The following is a 6,302-nucleotide window of genomic DNA, read 5'->3' as shown; positions in this document are numbered from 1 at the left end:
GCGCTCTGCAGCATCGACGGCGCCCTCGCGCGCATCAAGCATCTTGACGTAGCCGCCCAGTGGAATTGCCGCAATTTGATACTCGGTGCCGTCGCGGCCGATGCGCTTCCACACCGCGCGGCCGAAGCCGACCGAGAAGCGCAACACTTTCACGCCGCAGCGGCGGGCAACCCAGTAGTGTCCGAATTCATGAAAGGTCACCAACACGCCTAGCGTGACCAGTAGCCAGAACACCGAGCCGAAAAAGGGATTCATCAAAGCAGGTACGTCTTCTCAGGAAATCAAAGCTTATCAGCAAGCGTTACGAAGTACCCGCCGGGTAACTCAGGAGTCTGCCGGACTTGAGTGGGCCGGGCTGCAAATGCGCCCGGTCACTCAAGCCAGACAGACTCCGAAGGCGGCGCGGTGGCATCGCTCGGGGTTGGGATATCGACCGCAGCCTGCAACAGCAGTTCCATTCGTCGTTCCGCCCCGCACCGGCAGGGAGAAAATATGGCGAGGCGCGATTCAAAGCCCTAGCAGGAGCTTTCCCAGTGCGAACACCGGCAAGGCCGCGAATACGCTGTCCAGCCGGTCCAGCAGTCCCCCATGGCCCGGGAAAAGTGCGCCGGAGTCCTTTACGTTCGCGTGGCGCTTCATCAGGCTTTCCAGCAAGTCGCCGATGATCGAGCTGGCGACGGTCACGACAGTGACCACAATCAGTCCCAGTAGCCGCAGGTCGTGTACGCCCAACAGCCATCCCGCCACGGCTGCCACCAGTGCGCTGGTGATGAAGGCACCGTACACCCCCACCCAGGTCTTGCCGGGACTGATCTGCGGCGCCAGCTTGCGCTTGCCCTTGCCGAACCAGCTGCCGGCGAAATAGGCGCCGGTATCGGCAGCCCATACCAGCAGCATCGCCAGGAACGCCCATACATGGCCGTGCGACGGACTACCGTGAATGCTCAAGGCAGCCACCCAGGCGGGAAACACCACGAAGGCGCCAGCCAGCAGTTTCAGGTTGCGGTTTTCGGTCGTGGGCGCCGCCGCGAAGGCGAAATGGCGCAACCACATGCACACCAGCAGCCACCACGTCACACCCGTGGCGATCAGCGCCGGCCATAGCCATCGCGTGGTTTGGAACATCCATAGCGCGATGAAGCCCAGCAGGACAACGGCGAGCAACATGCCGCGCGCAACGCGGCTTTTCACGCCGGCCAGCCGCGACCACTCCCAGGCGGCAGCGAGGAAGGCCGCCGCCAGCAAGCACGCGAACACACTGGTCGGCATCAGCAGGATCAGCAAGATCACCAGTGGCGCGAGAAGCAGGGCGGTAATGACGCGCTGTCGCAGCATGAGGTTTCCTAGCGGCTCTCGGCGACGAGCGCCGGGCGGCTTGCGCGGGGAAGGATGGGGCGGTTCGCGTGCCAACCGGCTGGACTCTGCTTCATTCGCCTCTCGGCACGTATGCCTTGGCTCCTGCCGTCTCGAGCGGGCGGGTCCACACAGTGTTGCCGGATGATCGCAGCCTGGCTCAACGTGCCGCTGCCTGGGTGACCTGGTCGCCGGTGCGGCCGAAACGACGCTCGCGACGGGCAAAGTCGTTGATGGCTAGCTGCAACGAGGCCTGGTTGAAGTCCGGCCATAGTGTCTCGGTGAAATATAGCTCCGCATAGGCGAGCTGCCACAGCAGGAAATTGCTGATGCGATGGTCGCCACCGGTGCGGATGAACAGGTCCAGCGGGGGCACCTCGGACAGGCTGGTCCAGTGGTCGAACGAGGCTTCATCGATATCTGCCACCGACAGTTCGCCCCGCGCCACGGCCATGGCCGCCTTGCGCGCCGCTTGCACGATGTCCCAGCGGCCGCCGTAATTCACGGCGATGTTCAAATGCAGCTTGATATTGCCGGAGGTGCGTTCCATCGCGTCGATCATGCGCTGTTGCAGCGGCTTGTCGAAGGCGGACAAATCCCCAATGAAACGCAGGCGCACGCCGTTTTCGTCCAGCTCGTCCACTTCCTTGTCCAAGGCACGCATGAACAGATCCAGCAGCGCGCCGACTTCGTCCGGCGGCCGCTGCCAGTTTTCACTGGAGAAGGCGAACAGCGTCAGCGCTTCCACGCCATGGCGGATGCAGCCCTCCACCACCTCGCGCACGGCTTTGCGGCCGGCGTTGTGGCCGAAACTGCGCGGGCGACGGCGGGCTTTCGCCCAGCGCCCATTGCCATCCATCACGATGCCGATATGACGCGGTATATGTTTGAGCGTGGTCGTGGTCATGGATGGAGAGTAACGGTGGCGGCCATGCCTGCTGCGCTTGAAGCCATGCAGAAGCCGCGTTCGCCAGAAAAACGCCACGTATCGGCGCGGCTCTGCCCCATCGCGGGGACAATCATGGCGGAAGCGGGGCTCACGCGGCCAATTGGCCCGGGGTCCGCATGGGGACGGCGGCTGTGCAAGATGGACCCCTCACCCTTCTTTGCTCCTCCGTCAGGTGGCGTGGGCGGCGCATGCCGGGCGCTGGGTGGCCCGGCATGCGTCGACGGCCTTACATGGACATCAATTCTTCTTCTTTGGCCTTGGCCAGTTTGTCGACTTCCTTGACGAACTGGTCGGTAAGCTTCTGGACCTCTTCGTCGGCCTTGCGTTCCTCGTCCTCGGTGATCTGCTTTTCCTTGAGCAGGTCCTTGACCTGCTGCAGCGCATCGCGGCGCACGTTGCGGATGGCGATCTTCGCATTCTCGCCTTCGTGCGACACGTGCTTGGCCAGCTCGCGGCGGCGCTCCTCGGTGAGCGGCGGCATGTTCAGGCGGATCACCGTGCCGGCGGTGGTGGGCGTAATGCCGAGGTCGGAAGCCAGCAGCGCTTTCTCGATCGGGCCGACCATGCTCTTTTCGAACGGCGTGATGACAATCGAACGGCCGTCAGCCAGGGCAACCGTCGCAACCTGGTTCAGCGGCATGTCGGAACCGTAGTAAGGCACTTTGATGCCATCGACCAGCGTCGTGCTGGCGCGGCCAGTGCGCAGGCGGGACAAGTCGTGCTTGAGGGCATCGATGCTCTTGCCCATACGGGTCTGGGCATCGCGTTTGATGTCATTGAGCATGTGGAATCACCCCGATGGCGTGCAAGCCGCCAAGTATAACAGTAACTTCCCGCCTTCCTCTCTCGGAGAGGGCTGAGAGCAAGGCAGGGGTCAGCTTGCGTCGACCAATGTACCGACCGGCTCGCCGTGCATGATGCGCATCAGGTTGCTTGGCACGGTCATGTCGTAGATGCGCAGCGGCATGCGATGGTCGCGGCAAAGTGCAATGGCAGCGGTATCCATCACGGCCAGCTTGCGCTCGATCACCTGGTCGTAGGTGAGCTGGTCATACCGCGTGGCGTCGCTCTGCTTGGCGGGATCGGCGGTGTAGACACCGTCGACCTTGGTGGCCTTGAGCAGGAGATCGGCCCCCATCTCGATGGCACGCAGGGCGGCGGCCGAATCGGTGGTGAAGAACGGGTTGCCGGTGCCGGCGGCAAACAGCACGATGCGGCCTTTTTCAATGTGGCGGATGGCGCGGCGGCGGATGAAATCTTCGGCCACGTCATGGATCTGGATGGCGCTCATTACGCGGGCAAAGCCACCGCGTTTCTCGATGGCGTCCTGCATCGCCAGGGCGTTCATCACGGTGGCCAGCATGCCCATATGGTCCCCGGTGACGCGGTCCATGCCGGCTGCCGCCAGTCCCGCGCCGCGGAAGATGTTGCCGCCGCCGATCACCACGCCGATCTGTACGCCGATCTTTTGTACTTCGATGATTTCGTCGGCCAGCCGGCCGATCACTTTGGGGTCGATGCCGTAGTCGGCATCACCCATCAATGCTTCGCCGGAGAGTTTGAGCAGGATGCGTCGGTACTTTGGCTGGTCGCTCATGATGGCTCCGGTTGTGAGGTAAACGCCGGAAAACGCCGAGGAGCTTTCCGGGTCGCTGTCAGGCATTGCGTACAAATGCCCCAAGCAAAACGAGCGCATTGTAACGGAGGCCGGCGCAGACGTCAGCGCGTCATGCCCTTATGCTTCGCAAGCTTCATGCGGTTTCACGTTGCACTCACAGCTGGGAGTTGGCTATGCACCACACTATCGCCGCCATTGCACTGCTGGTGCGTGACTACGACGAAGCGATTGCGTTCTACACCGGCTGCCTGGATTTCGAATTGATCGAGGACACTTCGCTAGGCGGTGGTAAGCGCTGGGTACTGGTGGCGCCGCCTGGTTCACGCGAAACACGTCTGTTGCTGGCGCAGGCGAGTACGGCTGGGCAGGACGCTTATGTGGGCGAGCAGGGTGGTGGGCGCGTGTTTCTGTTCCTGCATGTTGATGATTTCCATGCACGCTATGAAGCGATGCGTTCGCGTGGCGTGCGTTTCCTGGAGCTGCCGCGCGAAGAGCCTTACGGCATTGTGGCAGTATTCGAAGACTTATACGGCAACAAGTGGGATCTGCTGCAGCCGCGTGTGAAGCCGGCACCCGCAGCGCTGCGAGGCGTTGGCTAGGCATTGCAGGTTGAGGCGAGGATGGCGACAAAAAAAGCCGCGGTTTCCCGCGGCCTTTTCCATGCGAACAAACGTGGCGATTTATGCCAGGCCCGCCTGCTTCATCACTTCGGCGGCGAAATCCTCTTCCACCTTTTCGATGCCTTCGCCAACGGCCAAGCGCACTACGGAAACCACATCGGCGCCTTCCTTCTTCAACGCGTCGGCGACGGTGACGTTGGTGTCCAGCACGTAGGCCTGGCCGAGCAGGGTGACTTCGGAAATGATCTTGGCGACCTTGCCGCTGACGATCTTTTCCAGGATGTCGGCCGGCTTGTTCTTTTCCTTGTCGGACATCTGGCTCAGTGCGATGTCCTTTTCCTTCGCCAGGAAATCGGCCGGCACGTCATCGGCACGCACGAACTGCGGATTCATCGCGGCCACGTGCATGGCGATGCCCTTGGCCAGCTCGTCGGAACCGCCCTTCAGTGCGACCAGCACGCCGATGCGGCCGCCGTGCAGGTAGTTGGCGATCACGCCCTGGTTGGAAACGTGGGCCATGCGGCGAACCTGGATGTTCTCGCCGATAGTAGCGACCAGGGCCTTGGAGGCTTCTTCGACCGTGCCGCCGCCCGGATAGGCAGCTGCCTTGAGTGCGTCGACATCCTTCGCGCCGGATTTCAGCGCGATCTCGGCCACGTTGTCGCTGAAGGTCACGAAGTCAGGGTTCTTGGTGACGAAGTCGGTTTCGCAATTCACTTCGACCAGCACGGCGTGGCCGTTAGCCTGGGCGGCGACGATGCGGCCCTCGGCGGCCACGCGGCCAGCCTTCTTGTCGGCCTTGGCGAGGCCCGACTTGCGCAGCCACTCCATGGCGACTTCGATATCGCCATTGTTTTCGACCAGCGCCTTCTTGCATTCCATCATGCCCGCGCCGGAACGCTCACGGAGTTCCTTGACCAGTTGGGCGGAAATATTGCTCATGGGATCCTCGCAAACTTGGGACGCCGGGCGCGGATGCGCCCGGCGTGTTTAAAGACTTAGTCGGCGTCGGGGGCGTCGGACTGCACGCGGCCGCCGCGACCACCGCGGTCGCCACGACCACCACGACCGCCATCGCGGTCGCCACGGCCGGAACCCTTCTTGGCGGGCGCGTTGCGGCGCGGCGGAGCGGAGCGGCGATCGTCCTCTTCCTTGGCGACCGGGTTGCCTTCCTCGTCCAGCTCGACGAACTCGTTGGCGTCGCCCTGGGCGGCTGCGGGAGCCGCGGCCTTGCCTTCCAGGATGGAGTCGGCCGCTGCGCGTGCGTACAGCTGGATGGCGCGGATGGCGTCATCGTTGCCCGGGATCGGGTAGTCCACCAGCTCCGGGTTGTAGTTGGTATCGACCACGGCGATCACCGGGATGCCGAGCTTCTTGGCTTCCAGCACGGCGATGTTTTCATGGCCGATGTCGACCACGAACAGCGCATCGGGCAGGCGGTTCATGTTCTTGATGCCGCCGAGGGAGTTTTCCAGCTTGGCGCGCTCGCGGCGCCGGGCCAGCACTTCATGCTTGACCAGCTTGTCGAAGCTGCCGTCGGTTTCGGCGGCTTCCAGTTCCTTCAGGCGGCCGACCGACTGCTTGACGGTACGGAAGTTGGTGAGCATGCCGCCGAGCCAGCGGGCGGTGACGAAGGGCATGCCGGCGCGGGCGGCTTCTTCAGCCAGGGCCTCGCGGGCGGAGCGCTTGGTGCCCACGAACAGCACGGTGCCGCGCTTCTGCGCCAGACCCGACAGGAAGTTCATCGCGTCGGTGAACAGCG

8 protein-coding genes are annotated in these 6,302 nt (G+C 63.3%); 1 reads left to right on the top strand and 7 read right to left on the bottom strand.

The window, feature by feature from the left end; all coding sequences use genetic code 11:
- The 5 genes from VMA74_RS04075 to pyrH all read right to left on the bottom strand — a co-directional run.
- Positions 1–255 (bottom strand): site-2 protease family protein (locus VMA74_RS04075; RefSeq protein WP_325365067.1); only part of this gene is annotated, 255 nt, incomplete at its 3' end.
- Between the two features lie 252 nt (positions 256–507).
- Positions 508–1,335 (bottom strand): phosphatidate cytidylyltransferase, encoded by an 828-nt coding sequence (locus VMA74_RS04070; RefSeq protein WP_325365065.1) that lies wholly within the window; start codon positions 1,333–1,335, stop codon positions 508–510.
- Between the two features lie 178 nt (positions 1,336–1,513).
- On the bottom strand, positions 1,514–2,260 hold the full coding sequence (gene uppS, locus VMA74_RS04065; protein ID WP_325365063.1) for a polyprenyl diphosphate synthase: 747 nt from the start codon (positions 2,258–2,260) through the stop codon (positions 1,514–1,516).
- A 268-nt stretch (positions 2,261–2,528) separates the two neighbouring features.
- Positions 2,529–3,086, bottom strand: a complete 558-nt coding sequence (gene frr / locus VMA74_RS04060) for a ribosome recycling factor (RefSeq protein ID WP_325365062.1) — start codon at positions 3,084–3,086, stop codon at positions 2,529–2,531.
- Between the two features lie 90 nt (positions 3,087–3,176).
- Positions 3,177–3,899: a UMP kinase gene (pyrH, locus tag VMA74_RS04055; protein ID WP_325365060.1), complete on the bottom strand. Its 723-nt coding sequence runs from the start codon at positions 3,897–3,899 to the stop codon at positions 3,177–3,179.
- Positions 3,900–4,093: 194 nt separating this feature from the next.
- Between pyrH and VMA74_RS04050 the strand changes: the two genes are divergently transcribed.
- The gene (locus tag VMA74_RS04050; protein WP_325365058.1) at positions 4,094–4,519 is read left to right on the top strand and encodes a VOC family protein; all 426 of its coding nucleotides are present in this window, start codon (positions 4,094–4,096) and stop codon (positions 4,517–4,519) included.
- Between the two features lie 81 nt (positions 4,520–4,600).
- On the opposite strand, the gene tsf is transcribed toward VMA74_RS04050, so the two are convergent.
- Both tsf and rpsB read right to left on the bottom strand, forming a co-directional pair.
- Positions 4,601–5,482 (bottom strand): translation elongation factor Ts, encoded by an 882-nt coding sequence (tsf, locus tag VMA74_RS04045; RefSeq protein WP_325365056.1) that lies wholly within the window; start codon positions 5,480–5,482, stop codon positions 4,601–4,603.
- A gap of 56 nt (positions 5,483–5,538) precedes the next feature.
- Positions 5,539–6,302 (bottom strand): 30S ribosomal protein S2 (rpsB, locus tag VMA74_RS04040; protein WP_325365054.1); only part of this gene is annotated, 764 nt, incomplete at its 5' end.

It is taken from the genome of Dyella sp., assembly GCF_035508675.1.
Taxonomy (GTDB): Bacteria; Pseudomonadota; Gammaproteobacteria; order Xanthomonadales; family Rhodanobacteraceae; genus Dyella_B.
The sequence above is the reverse complement of the archived record's forward strand: the minus strand, read 5'-3'. Positions and strand labels throughout refer to the sequence as shown.

Excerpts from the sequence above, each read along its gene's own strand:
- VMA74_RS04070 (WP_325365065.1), bottom strand. The coding sequence starts at position 1,335 with ATGCTGCGACAGCGCGTCATTACCGCCCTGCTTCTCGCGCCACTGGTG.
- VMA74_RS04050 (WP_325365058.1), top strand. The coding sequence starts at position 4,094 with ATGCACCACACTATCGCCGCCATTGCACTGCTGGTGCGTGACTACGAC.
- uppS (WP_325365063.1), bottom strand. The coding sequence starts at position 2,260 with ATGACCACGACCACGCTCAAACATATACCGCGTCATATCGGCATCGTG.
- tsf (WP_325365056.1), bottom strand. The coding sequence starts at position 5,482 with ATGAGCAATATTTCCGCCCAACTGGTCAAGGAACTCCGTGAGCGTTCC.
- pyrH (WP_325365060.1), bottom strand. The coding sequence starts at position 3,899 with ATGAGCGACCAGCCAAAGTACCGACGCATCCTGCTCAAACTCTCCGGC.
- frr (WP_325365062.1), bottom strand. The coding sequence starts at position 3,086 with ATGCTCAATGACATCAAACGCGATGCCCAGACCCGTATGGGCAAGAGC.